The 500-nt window shown below is 48.6% G+C and carries 1 protein-coding gene; it reads left to right on the plus strand.

Going from position 1 to position 500, the window contains the following annotated elements:
* Positions 1-500 (plus strand): RHS repeat-associated core domain-containing protein (locus MO867_RS22570; protein ID WP_252473358.1); only part of this gene is annotated, 500 nt, incomplete at both ends.

Below are 500 nucleotides of genomic sequence, written 5' to 3' on the forward strand. Positions count from 1 at the left end.
ACTGGGGAGTACCAATATGTCCATAGGGACCATCTAGGTTCAGTTGAAAAAATTACTGATAAAGATGGTGTGGAAATATTGAGTACCGCCTTTAACCCGGATGGTAGCCGCCGCGAGGAAGATTGGAGTAAAAATCTAAGCCAGTCACAGGTATCCGATTTGTTGACAGTACAACTCCTCACTACCAATCGGGGTTACACTGGACACGAGCACTTGGATCGAACTGGTCTAATCCATATGAACGGGAGGGTTTATGACCCGACACTTGGCCGCTTCCTAAGCCCGGACCCGATTGTGCAGGCGCCAACCTTCAGCCAAAATTGGAATCGGTATAGCTATGTGTTTAATAATCCTTTGAGTTTTACGGACCCTAGTGGGTATGAGGGGGATGAATTGGACTCGAAGAAGACCGTGCATCCCATTGATGAAGGGCATTCGCCAGGAAACGGTGATTCGGTCGTAGAGGGCGAAGTTACTAAAACAGGAGAGGCGCCAAGAGG

Origin of the sequence: Microbulbifer okhotskensis (genome assembly GCF_023895975.1) — a bacterium.
GTDB lineage: Bacteria > Pseudomonadota > Gammaproteobacteria > Pseudomonadales > Cellvibrionaceae > Microbulbifer > Microbulbifer okhotskensis.